The organism is Brevibacterium sp. SIMBA_078, from assembly GCF_046534565.1.
In the GTDB taxonomy this organism is placed as follows: Bacteria; Actinomycetota; Actinomycetes; order Actinomycetales; family Brevibacteriaceae; genus Brevibacterium.
Genome location: NZ_JAWRYQ010000330.1, coordinates 1 through 260 on the forward strand (window position 1 = coordinate 1; position 260 = coordinate 260).

The following is a 260-nucleotide window of genomic DNA, read 5'->3' on the forward strand; positions in this document are numbered from 1 at the left end:
GTTCTAATTTTTTTAGCAATTTTTTTAAAGGCTTCTACCTCAACTTCTAACATGTAGCCATCATATGAAGGAGCTACAATTTTACAACCAATATTCTCATTAAAAAGATCCGCAGGAGTATAAGAAGGTGCATTAGAGTCTTCAAACATTCTTACAATAAGGTGAGATTTCCCTGCACGCGAAACTACCTTACTATTTCCAATTTTCTCTAATGACTTTGCAAGCGACTTTCGTTGCTTTTCAAGCCTTGCACCCACTAT

At 35.8% G+C, this 260-nt stretch carries 1 protein-coding gene; it reads right to left on the bottom strand.

All coding sequences use genetic code 11. From position 1 onward, the window contains the following. Positions 1–260: hypothetical protein (locus tag SB749_RS19910; protein ID WP_410711828.1), on the bottom strand; the 260-nt coding region annotated here is incomplete at both ends.